The organism is Hahella chejuensis KCTC 2396 (genome assembly GCF_000012985.1).
Lineage (GTDB): Bacteria > Pseudomonadota > Gammaproteobacteria > Pseudomonadales > Oleiphilaceae > Hahella > Hahella chejuensis.
On record NC_007645.1, the window covers coordinates 885,138 to 905,429 of the forward strand.

Below are 20,292 nucleotides of genomic sequence, written 5' to 3' on the forward strand. Positions count from 1 at the left end.
GCGTTTGCAACGAGTCTCAGGCAGATATGCGTAGACTATTATTGTTAGAATTCAAAATAATTATTGAGAATTAATTTTGAGCTACTTATGATTTTTAAGGGTTATGATAAGTACTTTTGTTTAGTGATATAAGGAATTCGAGGGAAGTCATGAAAAGCATATTCGCGTTTATTCTGCTCACACTCTCCACTTTTACCATGGCGGATACCTGGGATGAGATCAGTAAAGAAGGCAAGATTACCCTGGGGGTCGCCAATGAGCGCCCTTATGGTTACCTCACTCCCATGGGAGAGCCCGCCGGTGAAGCGCCGTCCATCGCCATGTACGTGCTGGACAAACTCGGCGTGGACGACGTGGAAGTGGTGGTGACAGAGTTCGGCTCTCTGATTCCCGGGCTGAAAGCTGGCCGGTTCGACGTCATTGCCGCCGGCATGTATGTGAACCCTAAGCGGTGCAAACAGGTGCTGTTTTCCAATCCGACTTACACTATCGGCGAGGGCTTTCTGGTGCTGGACGGCAATCCCAAAGGGTTACATGGTTACGGTGATGTGAAAAAAGCGGATGGAGTAAAAATGGGCGTTATGGCTGGCGCCGTAGAGTTCGGTTACGCCAAAAAGTTCGGCGTGCCGCTGGATCGTATTGTGACACTGCCGGATTATCCTGCTGGCGTAGCGGCGCTGAAAGCCGGACGTATTGATGCATTGGCGGGGACCAGTCTCACCATGGCGCAATTGGCGCAGAAAGACGAGCGGGTTGAATTGGCGCAGCCGTTTGATGAACTGAAGATCGAAGGCGAGTCTGTCAAAGGCTATGGCGCATTCGGTTTCCGTAAAGGCGATGAAACCTTGCGCGACAACTTCAATCGAGTGCTGGATGGCTTCCTGGGAACGGAGCAACACGTCAGCATGGTGGAAGAATACGGTTTTGGTAAACACACCTTACCGGGAGACGTCACTACTCAGGAGCTGTGCAACTAAGCCTTTATCTCATGGAACTGAGCGAACTGACGCCCATCCTGCTAGAGGGCGCCTGGATTACCCTGAAAATTCTCTGCCTGTCTCTGCCTGTCGCAGGGGCGCTGGCTTTTATCGCTGGCTTGACGCGACTATTCGCGCCCACGCCCCTGCGACAGATCGCGCGCGTCTACATTGAGTTTTTTCGCGGCACCTCCGCACTGATTCAGCTGTATTGGATTTATTTTGTGTTGCCGTTTTTCGGCTTGAGCCTGGACGCCATGACAGCCAGTGTCATTGCGCTGGGGCTGAACATCGGCGCTTATGGCGCAGAGGTGGTGAGAGGCTCCGTGCTGGCTGTGCCCAAAGGTCAGTACGAAGCGGCGGTGGCGTTGAATTTTACGCCCTGGAGCCGTCTCTGGCGCATTATCTTGCCGCAATCCTTGGTCAACATGATCCCGCCGTTCGGCAACCTCGCGATTGAGCTGATGAAGGCGACGTCGCTGGTGTCTCTGATCACCATCGGCGATCTCACCTACAAAGCTAAAACGCTGGCGGACGCGACCCTGCAGGTTGGCGAAATATTCGGCCTGGTGCTGCTGATTTATTTTGTCATTGCACAAGTGATGGCGTATCTGTTTCGACTGCTGGAAGCGCGGTTGGGCCGAGGTATGGATAGAGGAGGGCTGCGCTCATGATCGAATTGAATTGGGACTGGGACTTCACCTGGGAAGTGCTGCCGGATCTATTGAACGCGGCTCAAATCACGCTGGCGGCGACGCTGTTGGGCAGCTTGCTGGCGATTGCGGCAGGTCTGATGCTGTCTATGCTGCGTCGCAGCGCTTTGCGTTGGATCAGTTGGCCGACTTATTGGGTGGTGGAGTTTATTCGCAGCACTCCTTTGCTAGTGCAGATCTTCTTTCTGTACTACGTCATGCCCGAGTTCGGCGTCAGCATGTCGCCCATGACGACGGGCGTGCTGGCGCTTGGCGCGCACTACGGGGCCTATCTTTCCGAGGTGTTCCGCAGCGGCATCGACGGCGTGGAGAAGGGGCAGTGGGAAGCCGCCAGAGCGCTTAATCTGTCTCAGCTCACAACCTATCGCGACGTTATTCTGCCGCAGGCGTTGCGCGCCATGATTCCTGCGACGGGAAATTACATCATCGCGATGTTTAAGGAAACGCCCCAGCTCTCCGCCATTACTTTGCTGGAAATGTTGCAGACGGCGAAGATTCTGGGTTCGGAAAATTTTCGTTATCTGGAGCCGTTCACGCTGGTCGGCTTGCTTTATCTGGCGTTCAGCATCGTCGCAGCCCTTGGCGTACATCAGGTTGAGCGCCGCTTTCCGAAAGAAGGATTCAGTCTGAGATGACTTCCCCCATCATTGAGTTTAAGAACGTAAAAAAGCAGTTCGGCGAATTGGCGCTGTTCGATAATTTCAACTTCTCTGTCGCTGAAGGGGAGATCGTTTCTATTATCGGCTCCAGCGGTTCTGGGAAAAGCACCTTACTGCGCATCCTGATGACGCTTGAGGGTATCGACGGCGGCGTGGTCAATGTGAAAGGCGAGCCGTTATGGCATATGCATAAAGGCGATCGCCTCGTCCCTGCTGATAAAAAGCATCTGCGCAAAATGCGCAATCATATGGGAATGGTGTTTCAGCACTTTAATCTGTTTCCCCATATGACGGTGCGTCGCAATATCACCGAGGCGCCCATGCGGGTGAAAGGTAAAACCCGGCAGGAAGCCGAGCGGGAAGCCATGGACTTGCTTGCCCTGGTAGGGTTGCAAGATAAGGCGGACAGTTATCCCGCTCAATTGTCCGGCGGCCAGAAGCAACGGGTCGGCATCGCTCGCGCATTGGCCATGCGTCCGGAGATCCTGCTGTTGGATGAGATCACCTCGGCGCTTGACCCAGAGCTGGTGGATGAGGTGCTGGACGTTATTCGCAATCTCGCCAAAGAACATAGCTTCACTATGCTGTTGGTGACCCATGAGATGTATTTCGCCAGGGAGATCAGCGACCGCGTCTGCTTTTTCGATCAGGGCCGGATTCTCGAAGAAGGTCCGCCGGACAAGATTTTCGTAGCGCCGGAGAAAGAGCGCACCCAGGCGTTTCTGAATGCTTTCATCAGCGCCTGATATCCTTCAGAATGTCGTCCAACTCAGCTTGGGCGAGTTTGTGAAGGGGCCTTTGAAAAAATAGCGCTTTGTGTTTCTTTTGCCTGAATTTCTGGAAGTAAGCGAGGAGTAGGTATGTCTGACACATTGATTCCGGATGTGGTTTTTAACGATAACAACAGCCAGCGCACCCCCTGCGTTCTGGTTCTGGACGGCTCCAGCTCCATGTTCGGCGAGCCGATCAGACAGCTCAACGAAGGACTGAAGTTGTTGGAGCGGGCGTTGAAAGAAGACGCCAGCACCGCGATGCGCGTGCAGTTGCTGGTCATCCGCGCAGGCAATCACGATCAGGCGGAAGTGCTGACGGACTGGGTGGATGCGATGGACTTCAACGCCCCTGAAGTGTTTGCGAACGGTACGACTCCCCTTGGAGGGGCCATGAATCTGGCGCTCGACAAAATCGAAGACCAGAAAGCGGCCTACGACGCCAACGGAATTTCCTCCACCCGCCCCTGGATTATCCTCATCAGCGACGGCGCCCCCACAGACTTTAACTGGGAAGCAGTGGCTGATCGCTGCCGCCATGCAGAGCAAAATCGTAAAGTCGTGATTTTCCCCATCGGTGTGGAAGGCGCAACATTCGAGACGCTAAATCAGTTTTCAAACAAAGGCGCCAAGAAGCTGAAAGGCCTGCAATTCCGTGAGCTGTTCGTGTGGCTGAGCCGTAGTATGGCCACTGTATCGGTGTCCTCTCCCGGTGAGAAAGTGCAGTTGCCTGCGACAGACTGGTCTGAAGTCGAAGTCTGATTTTTATGACAAGCAGTTATCCAGAGCCGGCCTGGAAAGTGGTCGCGGCCAGTGTTGCTGGTCCGCATCATATCCGGGACGGACTTCCCTGTCAGGATGCGTTCAGTTGGCGTGTTGTCGGCGGTTCTCTTATCGCGGCGGTCAGTGACGGCGCTGGCTCCGCCGCGTTGTCGGAGCACGGCAGCCGTATGCTGAGCCAGTGTGTCGTGGATGCTTTCGCGGACCTGCCTTTATTGGAATGGGACGAGTCAAGCATTCGCCGGACTGCGGAGCAGGCCATCGACGCCTGTCGTAGCGCTCTACTGCAGAACTATCCCGCCGCCAGTATGGCGGACTTCCACGCCACCCTGGCCGCCGCCGTTATTGGCGACAACGGCGGATTTGTTCTGCAAATTGGCGACGGCATGGCGGCGGCGGTGCAGGACCGGCAATGGGCGCCCTGTCTGTTGTGCCTGCCGGAGAATGGCGAATATGCGGAAGAAACCTTCTTTTTCACCCAGGACGGCTGGCGCCGACATTTGCGCATAACCCCTGTGCCTGCGGGTTATGATGAACTGGTGCTGGTGACGGACGGCGCATACAGCTTCACCGCCAAACCCGCTGCGAACGGGCTGGATCGCGATTTTATCGATCCAGTCTGCGTTTTTCTGGAGCAGAACGACGAAGAGCGTGGCGTCGCTGCGCTCAAGCAGATTCTCGATCACGCTAACGCCCGCCGTATTTCCGGCGACGACAAGACGCTGTTATGGGCCAGACGCAAACGCTGATTGAGGTGGGCGGCGGAGCCGTCCGCCTGTTGGATAAACCTCTGGGACAAGGCGCGGACGCTGCGATTTATCGTGTCGACGGACGTCCTGATCTGGTCGCCAAAATCTACCACAAACCGGAGCAGGACCCAGGGCGGCGCGCCAAGCTGGAGGCCATGCTGGCGAACTCGCCGGAGCTGTCTCATATCGAGCACGACGGCCATCGCTTTGTGCAAATCGCCTGGCCGCTGTCCATTCTGATGGACGCACGAGGCAATCTGAAAGGCTATCTGATGCCTTTCGTCGATCTGTCCCGGGCGGTTTCACTGGAAATGATGTTGAACCGTAAGACAAGGCAGTTCAGCAAGCTACCGGAACATTACGGATACCGCCTTTCCGCCGCCAAAAACGTGGCGGCTTTGATTGCCGCGCTGCATCGTAAGCGCCACCATGTCGTCGACATGAAGCCGATAAACATCAATGTTTATCGGGAGACTTTCTTTACCGCTTTGCTGGACTGCGACGGTTTCAGTATTCAAGGCGCTGGCAAGCGCTTCACGGCGCACCAGTACACACCTGACTACATCGCCCCGGAAGCCATTAAGGGGCGTCAAGGACCGGATCAACTCGGCGAAGAGCAGGACCGTTTTGCATTGGCGGTCATCCTGTTTCAACTGCTTAATCAAGGCGTACATCCGTTTCAGGGAGCCCCCAAAGGCGGCGCCAATTTACCCACGACCAACCACGAGCGTATTGGTGCGGGGTTGTATGCTTATGGCCTGCAGGAGCATCCTCGGATTGCGCCTTCGCCGTGGAGTATTCACCAGTCGCTGGATACGCGCACGCGTCAGTTATTTGAAAACGCCTTCACTAAATCGCCCTACGCCAGACCAAGCGCACAGGAGTGGAGCGACCATCTGCATTGGTTGCTGGCGGGAAATGACTCCCCTTTGCAACCCTGTCCGAATAACAAGGAGCACTTGAGTTTCGGCAATGGATGTCCGTTCTGTTCCGTCGAACAAAAAGCGGCGAACAGCGTAAAGCGTAAAGCCAAGAGACCCGGTCAGGCTCAACGTCCCCGAGGCGGAACCGCTCCACAACCTGCGTGGCGGGCGCAGCCCCAATATACTCAGACGCCTCAGCCTGCTGCACAGCCTATAGTGATGCCGCGCAAGCTCAAGTGGGGGCTGATCGCGGCTCTTTCAGCCGTGGTTATTCCGTTTCTGTTATCAGCGATTTTGAATCCGGTGATAGCTTCCTGGCGCTGGCCTGGCGTTACGGAGGCCGCCTTAGATCTGGGATGGCCCGTTTGTGACAGTGATAAAGACTACAATCTGCTTTACCAGGCTATCGCCTCCAAAGACTCGTCGTATCTTGAATTGGCTTTGGATAACATCCATGGAGTCAGTTGTCTGGGGACTGTCTCGATCACTTACGCGAAGGGATACATTGTTGACGCCGGCGTGGTGGATGGCGATACGCTCTGGCGCTTACTGCAAAAACTGTCTTCTGCGCCGCAGAACTATCAACGCTGGCTAACCTTGGAGTCGATTTCGCTGAGCTATAACGGGTCCTATATGGGCTACTATAGCGAGCCTCTGGAGTATATTGATGAAGCAGTGTCAGAGTATCTGGCGACTCAGTATTATCAGCAGGAATTGCGGGATACCTGGCGACAGCGCCTGGCGGTTTTGAGTGAAGATCACGGTCGTCGGGCGTTGGGCGGGGAAACGCCTGGCGATGAGCTGGACCCGGAGTATTCACGCGGCAGAAGAGTGGTGAACGCCATAGAAGAATCTATATTTGAGCCCCTTTGGAAGTGGACCGCCAAGCACAATGTTAAGGATTTTGTGGAGATATTACCCCCACGCCCGGTTGTAGATTTGGATAAGGTGGATTGGATCGTTGCTACTGTCGCTGAAGACAACCAGGAAGGTATGGAGAAGCTTCTCAAGCACCCAGCCATTTCTTTTCAGGACGCTAAGCTTTCCCAAAAACAACAAGCCGAGCGCGATGAGGTTATCGCCACCAGCGCGCTTAAGGCGAAAGATATTTCCCAGCTTCCAAGTGCGGTTAAAGCATTGCCTTTGAGTTGCGACGGGCTGTACAGCGCTATTTATACCCTGGGCGTCGGCAACCTTAATATTATTAAATCCCGTAATAATACAACCTCGTACTACAGCACTCGGCGGAGAACGGGAGGTTCGTCATCGCAGATAACTTTGAAAGAAGGGGGGATGAACTATCTGGTTCGGCAGCCGCAGTTGGCCTGCGCGCTGGCGGCAATGACAGGCATGAAGAACAGCAGTGGGGAAGATCTACAAGGCGTCGCTGACTTTTTGAACGAAATGGAGGCCGAGGCTCCGGGCGTTAAGCAGAAAGTGCTCTGGGATATGGCGCGGAATTTTCCTCAATGGGAAGGCGAGATTCGCTTGATTCTTAAAGGAAGCCGCAATAACGCAGAGAGGCTATTGGTCTGGCTGTTGAAAGATCAGTCTGCTGTCGAGTGGGTGGATAAAGACGGCGAGACGCTGGTGCATTACTTGGTGAACTGGGTTTCGCCGGAGTTGGTGCAACGTCTGCCTAGCCTGGGGGCGTCGACGTTGCGGCGCAATAGTAGCAATTTAACTTTGAAAGAAGCTTATCAGCGCCGTCTGTCCGCGCAAGGAGCGGCGTCGAACCAAGAGAAAGCTGCCCTGGAGGCGCTGGGGCGCCGTAGTCCTGCGGAGAAGCTTGATGACTACTTTTTTGGAAACGAGAGCAATACATGATGGCGTTTTTCAGGGGAGGCCCATCCATCGCTAAAAAGTGTATCGCGAGGACATTGGTCACGGGAATTACGATGTCCATCCTGTTGGTTTCTTGCTGGGCCAAAGCAGAAACTGAGAGGGTGAAGGCGGAGGCGTTATATGCGGCGGACAGATTGCAGTGGGATCAGTTAGTGGACACAGCATGGCCGGAGATGATGAAAAACGCCAAGCATACTCATTATCCGGCGCAAGGCATTAATCCAGATAAATACACGGATAAAAATACGCAGGCGTACGGGGGAATCTCTTATCTCAATTTTCTAGCCCGAGATGGAATGTATGAAGCGCTTTTGGATGCCCTGCGCGCTGGCGTGAAGTTTCCCCGTAGCGATAACTATAACGCTATGTACACGGCGGTCGTTGAATCCAAAAAGCATGACAACCCTTATCTCACCATGGCGTTGGTGTCCTCTATCGATCAATGGAATATCGCCCATCGTTTGGCGGCTCGTAACAAGGTAAAAGAATTGCGCGCGCTGGATAAAAAAGTAGTGATGGCGCGGACGGAGTTTGGGCGCAATGCATTGATGCTGGCGATTCTTTACCAGAATAAAGAGGCGGTGAAGTATCTGAGTTCCTTTAAAGCACTGTTGAACCAGAAAGATGACTTTGGGTGGAGCCCGATGATGTACGCGGTTTACACGGAGAACATGGCGATACTGGAGCTGCTGTTTAATTTACCTGAGCCCCCGAATGTTAACCTGGAGTCCTATACCTGCGTAGGCCCAATCAAACTACGCATCGCCATGATTGGTAGCCGCATGATCAGACGAGCCATGTCCGGTAACGGAAGCCATGAAGACCCGAAGAGCTTGCTACAGGAGGATGTTATCTACGCGCGGCTGAAGGAACTCTCCGATAAACAACGGGAGGATCGCTGCAAGTACTATTTAATGGACAGGCCTTATCACAACTGGTTGCTATAGCTGCAAACAGTAGCCCACACTCTATTTCGCTTCTCTAAGTAAAAAGGCCGAGCTTCCTGATGGATGCCCGGCCTGTCTCGCGGCTGTTAGTCAGCCGATTATTACACTCTTATCGATGACATCAGTTACAGGGAACAGCGCCGATGTCGGAGCCGTCACTGCCTGCGCCACAGACTGGGGAGTTGGGGAGCGGGGTGTAGTCACGGAAGGCTGGACCTGTGAGCATGGGGCTTCCTACAATGCTATTAACATCTTGGCCAAATGAGTTCCATGTAGACATTGTGAAGCGATTGCTTCCCCACATGCCTGCGATGATGGAGCTAGATGTTGAATATAGATTGTAGTCTCTCTCGGAAATTTCAGAGGCCCATGCTCCACCATCTCCAGTGTTACAGCAGAAAACAGCAGGTCTAGATGATCCGATGCTATCAATAATATTGTCACGAATTTGTATGCTATTCGCTCCACCCACTGGAGTAGTGCCGTTTTTGTGCTCCATTCCACCATATACTGTATTGTGATGGGCAAGGATATTGCCTATAACACCAACATTCTGATGGCCGACTCGGAGCCCGACAAACTTACCAGTAAGCTTATTATTAAGAATGTCTACTCCAAAGGAATAGTATTGATTGGAAATAGATAAGCCAGCTTGACTAACGTTGTAGGCTAGATTGCCTCTAAACGTATTCTTGAATGAGTTATCTTTGTCGTGGTAACCATTGCCGTCAATGTTGTATGCGACATTATCTTCAACTAGAGACTCTCGCACATCGTACATAACCATTGAAGAGCCATGGTGGTTGGATGTGTTGTCTCCATGGATACCTGAACCGCGATCAAATAAATCATGAAAGGTATTGTTTTGTATTACGAAGCGGGCGGTGTTATATCTGCCTCCATCATTGAAGAAAATAAAAGATGGATTTCCAGAAGTGGAAGTGTCATATAAGTGATGCATATGATTTCTTCTAAATATCCAGTCTGTTTCAGCTCCGCTGACATAGAAGCACCAGCGAGCACAGTTTTTAATCTCTAGTCCATCAATGACGCCAAATTCGCCTTTGGTGTCCATTACCCCTGCATAGTTTACATCGACAACTGGGGTTTCACTTGGGAACGCAAGAACTTTATTGGTTTTGTTCGCGGAGAAATTAATAAGCTCATAATAGTCTCCACCGCGAACATACAGAATATCATCTGTAGTTCCTTGATCAACACCATGTGAAATGGTTTTCCATGGACTGTTGATTGTTCCATCTCCGCTTTCGTCAGATCCATAGGGAGATACGAAGTGGAAGCCTGTGGATGTTACTTGGAGTGTATACTCCTGTGAGGTCATTTGCTGAAGGCTGTCATATACATCCACTTTTACTTGGTAGCTTTGCCCTTCTAAAGAGGCGGAAGGCTTCCAAGATATTTCACCTGTTTTGGGATGGATAGACATGCCTGAAGGCGCTTGCGTTAAGCCAAAGGTATAAGGAAACTTACCGCCAATTACGCCTAGTCGAATGTTGTATTCAACTCCAGGGTAAGCCTTTGTTAGTGGCCAGGAAACGATTTCTGGCGTTAAGCTCACCATTGAGTAAATATTTGCAGGTTTCCCTTGTGGGCTAGAGGTAGCAGTTAAAGAGCTTTCACTAATCCAGCCATCAACACCTGAATCAAAATCCACATGCCACCAGTTAGAGCCGCTTAATGTTGCTGGCCCTTCGATGACAACCCCAGTCGCGTCGGTTGACTGAGAGCCGATAGGAGTGATGCTTGAAAACTTTGGTGGTTGAGCATAAATGCTGCTGTCGGAATTATTTTTCACCAGAACGTTAAGTGCCAGAGAAAAGTCTTCAGCGCTTGCTGAACCTGCTGATGCGATTAAACCAAGCGGCGCAAGCAATGCGAGATTGCGAGCTAGCTTTGATTGAAAGATATGAGTAGTTTGTTTCTTTAACATGACCGAATTAACTCCGTAGTCGGTTGTTTAAGAGCTTTATCGTTTTATGGGCGTCACGGAAGGAGAAAATTTGTTCGGCCATCCGTGTCCGCGTCGCAAATCTATACTACTCGTTATAACGACATAACTAGGGTGTGCACTAGGTAAGTTTTTGACTTGAAATGTGATAGCAGGTTTTGATTTGGGCTCGAAAGCATTTTTTTCGCGCTTAAAGGCTGGGCGAATTATTAGGAGAGTTATCACCTTCCGCCCTTCATCTATAGCCTTTACCCGCCAAGCTTCGTAAACTTTGCCGAAATTTGGATTCGGCTGACTTTTTCTAATGACCTTTCGTATTCTTCATACCTCGGACTGGCACCTTGGCCAGCACTTTTTCGGTAAAACCCGGGCGGACGAGCACGCCATGTTTTTCAACTGGCTGTTGGAGCAAGTCCAGGTGCATGAGGTGGATGCTTTAATCGTCGCTGGCGATATTTTCGACACCGGAGCGCCGCCCAGTTATGCGAGGGAGTTGTACAACCGCTTTGTCGTGGAGTTGCAGCGCACTGACTGTCAGCTGGTGCTGCTGGCGGGTAATCATGATTCCGTCGCCACGTTGAATGAGTCCAAAGATCTGTTGGCCTGCCTGAACGTGCATGTCGTCGCCGGTATGCCTGGTACGCCAGAAAATAATGTGCTGCTGTTGAATGACCGCAATGAGGAGCCGGGGGCGATTCTGTGTGCGGTTCCTTTTTTGCGGCAAAGGGATCTTACCACCAGCAAGGCCGGGCAGGATGGGGCGGAGAAACAGCAGGCATTGCAGCAGGCGATCGCTGACTACTATGCGCGTCTGTTTCAGTTGGCGCAGGCGCGCCGCGAGGAATTCGGCGAAGCATTGCCCATCATCGCCACCGGTCATTTGACGACGGTGGGAGCGGAACTTACGGAATCGGTGCGGGATATTTATATTGGCGCTCTGGACGCATTTCCTTCTGGCGCCTTTCCTCCAGTGGACTACATCGCTTTAGGCCATATTCATCGCTCACAGAAGGTGGGCGGTCAGGAACATATTCGTTACAGCGGTTCGCCGATTCCTCTGAGTTTTGATGAAGCGGAGCAGTCCAAATCAGTATTAATGGTGGATTTCGAAGATGGGCGCCTGCAACAGGTGACGCCCCTGGAGACTCCCTGCTTTCAGCCTATGCAGGTGATACGCGGAGATCTGAAATCCATAGAGAAACAGCTGGGTTCCATTGTTGCGCCCAATTCACAACTGTCGCTATTCAGCAATGCGGATAAAGTCTGGGTCGATATTGAGGTGGCGGCGACCCAAGACTACCTTGATGATTTGCAGCGCCGCATCCAGGACATGGTCGGCGCTCTGCCAGTGGAAGTGCTTTTGGTGCGTCGCGAACGTAAGAACAAGGGGCTTAGGCTGGAACGGCTGGAGAAAGAAACATTGGCGGAGTTGACGGTGGAAGAAGTTTTTGAGCGCCGTCTCGCTCAGGAAGTCTGGGAGGGAGAGGAGGCGGAGGCGCGGCGACAACGTCTATTAGGCATGTTCCGCCAGGTGGAGAATGATGTGCTTGGGGACGGTTTGGAGGCGGATGCTGAAGCTGAACCCCATGTCGAAACGTCTGTGACGGGGGGCGATGTATGAGAATTTTGAGCCTTCGTCTTAAAAACCTGAACTCACTCAAGGGCGAGTGGAAAGTAGATTTCAGAGCGGACCCTTTCCATAGTAATGGATTGTTCGCCATTACCGGCCCGACCGGCGCAGGCAAAACCACATTGCTGGATGCGATCTGTCTGGCGCTGTATCACCAGACGCCACGGATCAATGTCTCGCCGACCAACAACGAAATTATGACCCGGCATACGGCGGAGTGTCTGGCGGAGGTCGAGTTTGAAGTCAAAGGCGAGGCCTATCGCGCCTTTTGGAGCCAACGGCGTGCGCGCAATCTGGCGGAAGGCCGGTTTCAGCCGCCGCACGTTGAACTGGCGACGGCGGACGGCAAGATCCTGGCGGATAAAGTGAAGGATAAGCTGACGCTGATAGCCGAGTTAACAGGCCTGGACTTTGCTCGCTTCACTAAATCCATGCTGTTGGCGCAGGGCGGCTTCGCGGCGTTTTTAAACGCCCCCGCAAACGAACGGGCTGAATTGCTGGAAGAACTGACCGGCACCGAAATCTACGGCAAGATTTCCGCCAGGGTATTTGAACGCCAGCGTGATGCGAAAGGAGAGCTGGAACGACTGCGAGCCAAGGCGGAAGGGCAGGATCTGCTCAGTGACGATGAGCTGACTGCGTATTACGAAGAATCGACGGCTCTCGAAACTCAGGAAAAAACAGAAGCTGAACGCCTGGAGTCTTTGCGAACGCAGAAGCAGTGGCTGGACCGAGTTACCCAGGCGCAGCAGTCCTTTAAGGAAGCAGAGCTGCGACTGACTGAGGCGACCGCGCGGCTGGAACAGGAGAAGACCGATCTGGGGCGTTTGGCTCTAAGCGAACCGGCTGAGAAACTGCGTCCTTTTTATAAAGATTACCAGCAGGCCCATGACGCGTATGCGCAGACGGAAAGGCATATCAAGTCTCTGACGGAAAGCCTGGAACTAGCTCGAGTAGAGCTGGAGCGCAAATCTTCCGAACTAGCTCTGGCGAAAAAAGCATTGATGCAACTGCAGACGCAACGTGAAGAGCTGGAAAGCTTGGTAGCGGAAAAAGTCATGCCGCTGGATCAGGCTATTGAACAGCTAAATTCCCTGATGGGACAGCAACAGGAGACTGTTGCTGAGGTAGTGCGTCGTCGGGATGAATCCAGTGAGCAGGAAAAAGCGCTCAGCGTCCAGCTAAAAGCGTTGCGGGAGGAGATTCAAGCGGCGAATGAATACCTCGAAAGCAGACGCTCCCATAAGTTGCTGCCGGAGAGTCTGCCGTTATGGCGGGAGCGTCTGGCGCAGCGAACAAAAGCCAGGGGCGAACTGACAAAACTGGCGGAGGCGATTAAGGCGCGCGAGGCTGAGCAGCGTAAACAGGAAGTGGAATCCGGTCGTTTGCAGGAAGCCCAGACGGAGGCGCTTAAGGTGCTTGAAGAGCACCGCCGGGTGGTCGCGGACACTCAAAAGGCGATACTTGGCGTTTTATCCGGGGAAACCGATGCCGAGCTGCGTGAATGTCTGGCGTCAATGCAAAAAAGCCGGACCGACCGTTTTCGGTTGGGGCGTCTGGCGGATGATTATGGCAAACGGCGACAGGAGCTGGCTGAGCTTAAGGCGCAATTGCAGGAACGTGAGGGAGAGCTGGCGCAAGGCAAGCAATCTCTGCTGATGATGCGCAAGCAATATAAGGCGGAGAAAGCGCACCTGGATGATCTTGATCGTCTGATGCAGAAGGAACGCCAGATTGCGTCTCTCAGTGAGCATCGCTCCCGTCTGAGTCCTGGCGAGCCCTGTCCGCTGTGCGGGTCTCATGAACATCCCGGTATCGCTGCGTATGAGGCGCAGCAGGAGTCCGACACGGAGAAACGTCTGCAGGAAAAGCGCAAGCAACTTCAGGAACTGGAAGAGAAGGGTAAAAAGCTGAACGAAGCGGCGGCCCGGCTGTCCAGTGAGCTGGAAATTGGCGCAGGCGCACGTGGAAAGCTGGAGCGGGAAATGACGGCGCTGCAGGCCGAGTGGACGCAATTGTGCGGTGAATTCGGCGTAAATTTGGTCATTGATGCGCCGGCTGGCGCGCAAAATGCCGTGGATGTCTATTTACAGAAAGAAGAAGCCAAAGAAAATGCGCTGGCGGAGCGTGTCCGATCATTGGAGCAAACGGAAAAACAATTGCAGCAGGCTAAAGAGTCCGCTACTGCTGCGGAGCAGGAACTCGGCGAGATTCTCAGAAAACTGGAGCTGCAACAACGCGACCTGCAAAATCTCAGCAAAGAGATTAATGCGCAACTAACGCAGCAGGCGGAGCAAAGCGCTGCGCTGAGCGCTCTGGAACAGGGGGTGTCGGAGGCGTTCGCCACCTTGGGCTACGCGATGCCCCGGGATGAAGAACAGGATGCATGGCTGGAAACACGTAACGCTGAAGCGCGAGAGTATCAGGCTCGTCAAGAGAAGCTGGAGCAGGGCGTGAAGCAGGCGGGGGATCTGGAGCGTCAGCTGGAGCATGCTGCGGAGAAAGCTACGGAGATTGCGCAGACCTTAAAAGGGTTACAGGAAAACTTGACGCAGACGCAAGCGGCGTTGGCGGAGAAAAAAGCGCAACGTCAGGCGCTGTTCGGTGATAAATCGCCGACGGAGGAGCGCAAGCGTATGCAAGAGCAGTTGGCGGCGGCGGAAAAGCGCTGGACCACATTGCAGGAAGACAAAGAAAGAGCCGACACTGCTTTGCAGCAGCATTTGGGACGCGAGGAATTACTGAAGACGCAATTAGGCTCGCAGCGCGCCTTATTATCCGATGCCGAGCGCTTATGGAGCGAAGCGCTTGCAGCCAGCCGCTTTGCGGATCAAACCGCCTTTGAGCAGGCGTTGCTCAATGAAGAGGAGCGACAGGCGCTGGCGGTATTGAAGCAGGAACTGGATCAGCAGAAGGATCGGGCGGCGACGTTGAAGCAGCGGGCGGAAGCCGAACTGAATGAGCTATTGGCGACGCCGGCGACTCAGCTAAGTGAGCCCGAATTGGCGGAGCAGCTACAAACGGTCGCCGATGGCCTGAAGGCGGTCAGTCAAAAGCAGGGCGAAATCAGGCAGCTCTTGCAAAGCGATCAGACTCGGCGCATGAGTCGGCAAAAACTATTGGTAGATATTGAGTCGCAACAACAACGTTACGACGACTGGGCTTATCTGAGCAGTCTGATCGGGGCGGCGGACGGCGCCAAGTTCCGCCGTTATGCGCAAGGGCTGACTTTGGATCATCTGGTGTACCTCGCCAACCAGCATTTGAGTCGCTTGCATGGTCGCTATGAACTGGAGCGTCGCGAAGGCGAAGCTCTTGAGCTGCAAGTGGTGGATACCTGGCAGGCGGATACCGTCAGAGACACCAAAACCCTGTCAGGTGGAGAAAGCTTCCTGGTGAGCCTGGCGTTGGCGCTGGCGTTGTCAGACCTGGTGAGTCATAAAACCAGCATCGACTCGTTATTTCTGGACGAAGGCTTTGGCGCCCTGGACAGCGAGACACTGGAGGTGGCGCTGGACGCACTGGATTGCCTGAACGCAAGCGGCAAGATGATCGGCGTCATCAGCCATGTAGAGGCGATGAAAGAGCGTATTTCCGTACAGATCAAAGTGAAGAAGATGAGCGGATTGGGCGTCAGCCGGTTGGATAACCGATATTGCCTGGAGAGCGCCATGTAGCGCGGAATTTGGAAAAAATGAAGACAATAAAAAACCGAGGCGTTCGCCTCGGTTTTTTGTCCGCTTAGAGCAGGATGTGCACTTTGCGGGGATCGCTCTCAAGTCCGAAGAAGTTGGTGATTTTTTTCTCACCATCTTGCACTAACTCACGGACTTCTGAGGCTGATAATTCTTCCGGGATATTACGGAGCATCAACTCCCGTAACTCGCCGCCGAATGCGTAAAAGAACAGCTCAAGTCCGCTTGGATGAATGGCGTTTCTTTGGCTGCTATTGATTATCCAGTCCACAACACTAACCGTATATGTTTCTATGTATTCGAGAGTAGTCTAAAGAATCAGTCGGTTAGCGGTCTGTAGTGGATTCTCTGTAAGCATTATTGCTTAAGGCTGAAAGCAGGAATGTAGGCCAGGGCGGACTTGCTGTCCGCCCTTGAAAAATAAGGCTTTTCAGCTATTGCAACGCTTGAGTGCGGGGATCGCCTTACGCATATCCTGCAAGCTGAATTCCTGGTGAGAAAGCGATGACTTTTGCTCACCTAACACCAGGTAAACATGCAGCATTTTGCTTTTCTCAATCTCGTCAGTGATATCGGATAAGACGAGGCTGCGGGTGGGATAGTCTTGCTGGGAAAAAGACATCAGTTTGGACTGGTCCAGACGTAAGCCCACGCCCCGTTTTTTCAGAAAAATGTCGGAGGAGGCGTAAACGACAAAACGTCCTGGCTCCAGGGATAGCCATATCTGAGAAGTGTGGTCGCCGATTTCCACTTGGCGGGTTGGCGTGCTGAGGCGGCACCTGTCTGGGTGTTCGCCGTCCCAGTTGCGTTCTAACGTCCAGATGCCGAATGAACCGATGTTCTGACTCAGTGCGGCAGTCGTGGTCGAGCGTTTGATGGAGGCGGGCTGGGCTTTGACTTCCACAGCCTTCAGCGAGCCGGCTTCCTCGTTGTCCTCCTTCGTAGCGTGCTCGTTTGTCTTGTCCTTGACGGCGCTGAGGTCTTCAGCTGGAGGCGGAATAACTTGCGTCATCGCCAGAGTCTGTTGTGGCGGTCCTTGCGTAGCGGGTGATATTTCGCCGGAGGAATGTGCTGGCGTGGCGACGGACCCTTCCACAACGACCTCGGCGCTTGGCAATTGCAGAGGTTCTTCCTGCCGGGCTTCGCTTGCAGGCCCTGCCGCGGGAGGTGGGCTGTTGATGGCCTCAACAAGCGCATCAGTAGACTGCGCCTCATCGTTCTGCAAAACTTCCGACGGCGATGCAACCTGAGGTTGCGCTATGTCCGACGAGGCTTCTTTAACTGGTGCGGTGGTTTCCAACTGGCTAACGTCTTCCGGTGGCGCAGTGGTTTCTGGACTGCTCCACCAACTAACAGCGCACCCTTGCAGGCTGACGAATAGACTGACGATAAGGCTTGAACGAAATGTTTGGACTAGGCGTTGGGAGAACTGCGGCTTTATTATTGTTGGAGGCATGGCTGTTACCCTGAAATAGGCTTTCCTGATTCGATATGACGGCTTTTAACCCGGCAGGCTAGCACTTAATTTCAGGGTAAACTGATAAACAGTCCTCGAAGTCGGTGTTCTACTGCAGAATCCCTTCAGCGATCATAATGCGACGAGGAATGCTCTTGCTGAACGCCAGTTTTGCTTCTTAATTAATCAGGCAGACAAATAGCTTCCTTCTATTTGTCTGCAACGACAGGGCCTGACATGCGCAGGCCCTGTCTCCCGCGGCTAGCCGCCGCGCAGGCGCACCCATGCGCCTGATATCAACATGTCAATATCATTGCCATATTAATATTGCGGCGACGCAGGCCGCGCAATCAGTACGCGCCGACATGGGAGGAAATCTCTTATGTGACCGGACGCAAGGCGGATTCTTTGCAAACCAGCGGTTATGGTCCACTCTTAATGAAGGCGTCTTATCTATAGTTAACTATGAATCTCGCAATTGTTATGAAGTGCTTGCGCGGCTTCATTGTCGTCTGGGTTATCGCTTCGTCCTGGCTGTGTCATGCTGGCGGTCCGCCTGTCGGGCGTTTGTCCGATACTGATTATTTCCTGTTTATTTCGCCGTCGCCCGTTGAAAACATTTTTTGGGGAAAGACCGGCGCCTTCGCCAAGGAGGTGGCGAAAGACCTGGGCGTCAAACTGGAAGTCATGTATGGGGACGATCAACGCTTTTCAGTGCTGAAGATGGGCATGGAGGCGCTACAGCGACCTAATCCGCCGAAGGCTATTATTGTGGGATATTTCTTTTCCATTACTGAAAAGCTCCTGCAGGAAGCCAATGCCCGTGATGTCGGCGTATTTCTAGTCAATACCAGCGTGCCGGAGCGCGATCGGGTTTTAGTGGGACAGCCCCGTTCTGAGAAGTTTCCCAACTGGCTTGGACATATGTACCCCGATGATGAGGAGGTAGGCTATCTGGTCGCGGCGGAGTTGTTACGACAGGCTCAAGAAAAGTGGCCGCGCCGGAAAAGCTTTGACCTTCTAGGCATCAGTGGAAGCATGGATTCTACGGCGGCTTTAGACCGTAACGCTGGTCTGAAGCGGTTTCTGTCAGAGCACACTGATAAGGTGATCCTGAAGCAACTGGTGTACGCCAACTGGTTTTGGGATGAAGTCACTGCCCGCACTCCGAAAATGCTGGAACGCTATCCCTCGGTGGACCTGATCTGGGCCGCCAGTGACTTGATGGCGTTGGCGGCGCGCTCAGTGGCGCCGGAGCCGGAGCGCCTGATTGGAGGTGTGGATTGGTCGAATGAAGGATTGCAGGGCGTCAAGGACGGACGGCTGTCGCACAGTGTTGGCGGGCACTTTGTCGAAGCAGGCTGGGCGGTCGTGCTTCTGTATGATTATTTTAACGGCGTCGACTTTGCGGACTATCTGGGCGTTAACATTCGCACGCATCTGGCGTTGGCGACGTCGGCCAACGTTGATAAAGCGATCGATGTCGTCACGGAATCTCATTGGACTAAAGAAGACTTCCGCCGCTTCTCGCTATCTTTGCGCCCAGAGAATAAGGGCTACCATTTCCACGACTTTTTTACTGAGTAGCTAATGCCCCAGTAACTCCACCTTTATGAGAACGCTTTGTTCATCTGCGCTTTGTCTGCGTGTGGAATAGGTTATGCCGCTGTCTGAACGGTTGCTGGTTAGCGTCGCGCCTCCCAGCTCCACCCACTCGCCGAGCTGGACGACGCGGAGGGTGTCCAGAGAAGACGTATTGATCCGCTGCTGTTGGATGTCGTCACGCTCGTTGCTCTGTGAGCGAACTTTCAATTCAACCCGATTCTGTCCCGTCAACCGGGGCTCTACGTAGACGCCGCTGCTGAGGTCCAGATATTCCACACTGTCGACCACCCGGCCATTAATACGCTGCGTTGTTCTGACTGGCTGCTTTTGGCCCGTGTTAATAAAGGCGGAGGAGCCTTCCACGACGGTGAGGGTTTGTTGTCCGCCGCCTCGTGTTGAGTAAACTTTCTTGCCCGCTTCGACCCGCGCCGACCCGCCTTCGTTGCTGATGACGCCGGAAACGCCCCAGCCGCTGTTTTCCCCCATTCTGCTGCGGTCGCGGCTGATGGTGATGAGAAATTGCCGTTGCGGTGTATCCAGTTGCATCACCAGGTCCTGGATTTCATCGATCACCGAGTCGTCGGCCCGGATAAGCAGTTGGTTGAGATGACCGCTGATATGGGCCTGATCCGCGGGGTACAACTCCCGAACCTGCCGCGCCATGTCCTCTGCTGTCCGGTGTTGCAGTGTGATCGTCTCCAGGCGTTGGGCCTGTGTCATAAGACTCAGCCCCAAGGTTAACAGCAATGTTATGGCGCGCAGCATGTCCATACTCCCTCAATCGATTCTGGCCCGGCCACGAAAAGTGGGAGGCGTTCCAACTGAGGATAAATGACGTCGCCGAGGAGTTAAAGAGCGGGAGCAGCGCTTGCGCTGGTTTCTTGCCTGAGTCGTTCGCCGAAGTTTTTCAAAGCGTCCAGACGGGCGAGGCGTCGGGTTTCATACCTTTCTGAGTACATGAATGGCCTAGTCTGAGACGCTTTGCCGAAGGCGCGGGCGAAAGCGTAGAGATAGCCGTTGCGAACATCCACCAGAGAGCCTTCCAGACGTATGTCCGACGAAGTGTGATGCGCCGGGACCACCCACATACCGACCAGCGTGATGTTGAGAATACTTAGTGGGTTGGCGTATTCCTCTTCACTGCTGTTAATGTCGAAAGCGAGCCAGGCGTCCGCCTGAAAGCGCGCGGCCTCCATACGCTGTTCTTCAAGCTGGCAGTTGTCATACTGATAGCAATGTTTGCGCGTTGATTCCGGCGCGACAAACAATTCGGACACCAATCCATTTTGTTTTAAAAATGGCTTCCACGACTCGATTTCCTCAATTTCCTCCTGGCTCCACGGGTTGTCATTGGCGGGTTGTGGTACGTACAGCCGTAATGGAAGCTCGGCTTGAGGCTTCAGTGCATCGATTTCTTTAACGGAGTCGGCCCGTGTGTATTCCTTGGGGTGTCCGGGCTGGGCGGACGCTTCCTCCAATGCTGCGCGGTTAAAGTGGGGCGAAGTTGCGCAGCCACTGAGGTAGAGGAGTGTGATTGCGGCGAAAGCAAATTTTTTCATGATCGATTCCTATGA

The 20,292-nt window shown here is 53.5% G+C and carries 16 protein-coding genes; 11 read left to right on the forward strand and 5 right to left on the reverse strand.

Annotated features, from left to right (window positions below; translation table 11 throughout):
• Positions 1–149 precede the first annotated feature (149 nt).
• The 8 genes from ehuB (at position 150) to HCH_RS04060 (ending at position 8,363) form a co-directional block, all read left to right on the forward strand.
• Positions 150–977 carry an ectoine/hydroxyectoine ABC transporter substrate-binding protein EhuB gene (ehuB, locus tag HCH_RS04025; RefSeq protein WP_011394854.1) on the forward strand — a complete coding sequence of 276 codons (828 nt, stop codon included), beginning with the start codon at positions 150–152 and terminating at the stop codon, positions 975–977.
• The gene (gene ehuC, locus HCH_RS04030) at positions 968–1,651 is read left to right on the forward strand and encodes an ectoine/hydroxyectoine ABC transporter permease subunit EhuC (RefSeq protein WP_238384967.1); all 684 of its coding nucleotides are present in this window, start codon (positions 968–970) and stop codon (positions 1,649–1,651) included. Before ehuB ends, ehuC begins: the two co-directional genes overlap by 10 nt.
• Positions 1,648–2,325, forward strand: coding sequence for an ectoine/hydroxyectoine ABC transporter permease subunit EhuD (gene ehuD, locus HCH_RS04035; RefSeq protein ID WP_011394856.1), 678 nt, complete (start codon positions 1,648–1,650; stop codon positions 2,323–2,325). Before ehuC ends, ehuD begins: the two co-directional genes overlap by 4 nt.
• Positions 2,322–3,095: an ectoine/hydroxyectoine ABC transporter ATP-binding protein EhuA gene (gene ehuA / locus HCH_RS04040; RefSeq protein WP_011394857.1), complete on the forward strand. Its 774-nt coding sequence runs from the start codon at positions 2,322–2,324 to the stop codon at positions 3,093–3,095. The genes ehuD and ehuA overlap by 4 nt, the downstream gene beginning before the upstream one ends.
• Positions 3,096–3,209: 114 nt before the next feature.
• Positions 3,210–3,881, forward strand: a complete 672-nt coding sequence (locus HCH_RS04045) for a vWA domain-containing protein (RefSeq protein ID WP_011394858.1) — start codon at positions 3,210–3,212, stop codon at positions 3,879–3,881.
• A 5-nt stretch (positions 3,882–3,886) separates the two neighbouring features.
• Positions 3,887–4,648 carry a PP2C family serine/threonine-protein phosphatase gene (locus HCH_RS32105; RefSeq protein ID WP_011394859.1) on the forward strand — a complete coding sequence of 254 codons (762 nt, stop codon included), beginning with the start codon at positions 3,887–3,889 and terminating at the stop codon, positions 4,646–4,648.
• Positions 4,627–7,398 carry a protein kinase domain-containing protein gene (locus HCH_RS32110; protein ID WP_011394860.1) on the forward strand — a complete coding sequence of 924 codons (2,772 nt, stop codon included), beginning with the start codon at positions 4,627–4,629 and terminating at the stop codon, positions 7,396–7,398. The genes HCH_RS32105 and HCH_RS32110 overlap by 22 nt, the downstream gene beginning before the upstream one ends.
• A gap of 71 nt (positions 7,399–7,469) precedes the next feature.
• Positions 7,470–8,363, forward strand: a complete 894-nt coding sequence (locus HCH_RS04060) for an ankyrin repeat domain-containing protein (protein WP_011394861.1) — start codon at positions 7,470–7,472, stop codon at positions 8,361–8,363.
• A gap of 121 nt (positions 8,364–8,484) precedes the next feature.
• Here the strand turns inward: HCH_RS04060 and HCH_RS04065 are convergent, their stop codons facing one another.
• Positions 8,485–10,314 (reverse strand): putative Ig domain-containing protein, encoded by a 1,830-nt coding sequence (locus tag HCH_RS04065; protein ID WP_011394862.1) that lies wholly within the window; start codon positions 10,312–10,314, stop codon positions 8,485–8,487.
• A 322-nt stretch (positions 10,315–10,636) separates the two neighbouring features.
• Between HCH_RS04065 and sbcD the strand changes: the two genes are divergently transcribed.
• Positions 10,637–11,953: an exonuclease subunit SbcD gene (gene sbcD, locus HCH_RS04070; RefSeq protein ID WP_011394863.1), complete on the forward strand. Its 1,317-nt coding sequence runs from the start codon at positions 10,637–10,639 to the stop codon at positions 11,951–11,953.
• On the forward strand, positions 11,950–15,639 hold the full coding sequence (locus tag HCH_RS04075) for an SbcC/MukB-like Walker B domain-containing protein (protein WP_011394864.1): 3,690 nt from the start codon (positions 11,950–11,952) through the stop codon (positions 15,637–15,639). Before sbcD ends, HCH_RS04075 begins: the two co-directional genes overlap by 4 nt.
• A 64-nt stretch (positions 15,640–15,703) precedes the next feature.
• On the opposite strand, the gene HCH_RS04080 is transcribed toward HCH_RS04075, so the two are convergent.
• Both HCH_RS04080 and HCH_RS04085 read right to left on the reverse strand, forming a co-directional pair.
• Positions 15,704–15,928 (reverse strand): hypothetical protein, encoded by a 225-nt coding sequence (locus tag HCH_RS04080; protein ID WP_011394865.1) that lies wholly within the window; start codon positions 15,926–15,928, stop codon positions 15,704–15,706.
• A 159-nt stretch (positions 15,929–16,087) separates the two neighbouring features.
• Positions 16,088–17,113, reverse strand: a complete 1,026-nt coding sequence (locus HCH_RS04085; protein ID WP_011394866.1) for a hypothetical protein — start codon at positions 17,111–17,113, stop codon at positions 16,088–16,090.
• 483 nt (positions 17,114–17,596) lie between these two features.
• Between HCH_RS04085 and HCH_RS04090 the strand changes: the two genes are divergently transcribed.
• Positions 17,597–18,700: an ABC transporter substrate-binding protein gene (locus tag HCH_RS04090; protein WP_238384968.1), complete on the forward strand. Its 1,104-nt coding sequence runs from the start codon at positions 17,597–17,599 to the stop codon at positions 18,698–18,700.
• On the opposite strand, the gene HCH_RS04095 is transcribed toward HCH_RS04090, so the two are convergent.
• Together HCH_RS04095 and HCH_RS04100 are read right to left on the reverse strand one after the other, a co-directional pair.
• Positions 18,701–19,483 carry a secretin N-terminal domain-containing protein gene (locus tag HCH_RS04095; protein ID WP_158304924.1) on the reverse strand — a complete coding sequence of 261 codons (783 nt, stop codon included), beginning with the start codon at positions 19,481–19,483 and terminating at the stop codon, positions 18,701–18,703.
• A gap of 83 nt (positions 19,484–19,566) precedes the next feature.
• Positions 19,567–20,277 (reverse strand): hypothetical protein, encoded by a 711-nt coding sequence (locus tag HCH_RS04100; protein ID WP_011394870.1) that lies wholly within the window; start codon positions 20,275–20,277, stop codon positions 19,567–19,569.
• Positions 20,278–20,292 lie beyond the last annotated feature (15 nt).

Excerpts from the sequence above, each read along its gene's own strand:
- ehuB (WP_011394854.1), top strand. The coding sequence starts at position 150 with ATGAAAAGCATATTCGCGTTTATTCTGCTCACACTCTCCACTTTTACC.
- ehuD (WP_011394856.1), top strand. The coding sequence starts at position 1,648 with ATGATCGAATTGAATTGGGACTGGGACTTCACCTGGGAAGTGCTGCCG.
- ehuA (WP_011394857.1), top strand. The coding sequence starts at position 2,322 with ATGACTTCCCCCATCATTGAGTTTAAGAACGTAAAAAAGCAGTTCGGC.
- HCH_RS04045 (WP_011394858.1), top strand. The coding sequence starts at position 3,210 with ATGTCTGACACATTGATTCCGGATGTGGTTTTTAACGATAACAACAGC.
- HCH_RS32105 (WP_011394859.1), top strand. The coding sequence starts at position 3,887 with ATGACAAGCAGTTATCCAGAGCCGGCCTGGAAAGTGGTCGCGGCCAGT.
- HCH_RS32110 (WP_011394860.1), top strand. The coding sequence starts at position 4,627 with ATGGGCCAGACGCAAACGCTGATTGAGGTGGGCGGCGGAGCCGTCCGC.
- HCH_RS04060 (WP_011394861.1), top strand. The coding sequence starts at position 7,470 with ATGTCCATCCTGTTGGTTTCTTGCTGGGCCAAAGCAGAAACTGAGAGG.
- HCH_RS04065 (WP_011394862.1), bottom strand. The coding sequence starts at position 10,314 with ATGTTAAAGAAACAAACTACTCATATCTTTCAATCAAAGCTAGCTCGC.
- sbcD (WP_011394863.1), top strand. The coding sequence starts at position 10,637 with ATGACCTTTCGTATTCTTCATACCTCGGACTGGCACCTTGGCCAGCAC.
- HCH_RS04075 (WP_011394864.1), top strand. The coding sequence starts at position 11,950 with ATGAGAATTTTGAGCCTTCGTCTTAAAAACCTGAACTCACTCAAGGGC.
- HCH_RS04085 (WP_011394866.1), bottom strand. The coding sequence starts at position 17,113 with ATGCCTCCAACAATAATAAAGCCGCAGTTCTCCCAACGCCTAGTCCAA.
- HCH_RS04090 (WP_238384968.1), top strand. The coding sequence starts at position 17,597 with ATGAAGTGCTTGCGCGGCTTCATTGTCGTCTGGGTTATCGCTTCGTCC.
- HCH_RS04095 (WP_158304924.1), bottom strand. The coding sequence starts at position 19,483 with ATGCTGCGCGCCATAACATTGCTGTTAACCTTGGGGCTGAGTCTTATG.
- HCH_RS04100 (WP_011394870.1), bottom strand. The coding sequence starts at position 20,277 with ATGAAAAAATTTGCTTTCGCCGCAATCACACTCCTCTACCTCAGTGGC.